This is a genomic window from Shewanella sp. SG44-6, from assembly GCF_014164185.1.
Lineage (GTDB): Bacteria > Pseudomonadota > Gammaproteobacteria > Enterobacterales > Shewanellaceae > Shewanella > Shewanella vesiculosa.
Map to the genome: position 1 here is coordinate 1 of NZ_JACJER010000363.1, position 271 is coordinate 271.

The 271-nt window shown below is 39.5% G+C and carries 1 pseudogene; it reads right to left on the bottom strand.

Annotated elements, in window-relative coordinates:
* Positions 1-271, bottom strand: a pseudogene (locus tag H5185_RS22595) (S9 family peptidase); the annotation flags it as partial.

The following is a 271-nucleotide window of genomic DNA, read 5'->3' on the forward strand; positions in this document are numbered from 1 at the left end:
TAACCGATGCTTGTAATTGCGGTAACCCATACCCGTAAAAGCGCGATAGCGAGTGATTAGAAAAGACACTTGTGGTTTTGTTGTCGCTCAGTGTGTATTTCATTAAGCGGGTTTCGGTTGTGGGTATGCCTCGACGAATAGAAGGATATTTAGATTCGATTAAGATGACATCATCATTTGCCCAGGTTAACGATAAGATGACAAATTTTTGGTTGTCAGTCTGTAATGGGAAAATATCTTTATTGGTTTTAATGTCGCGAATAGAGTGTAC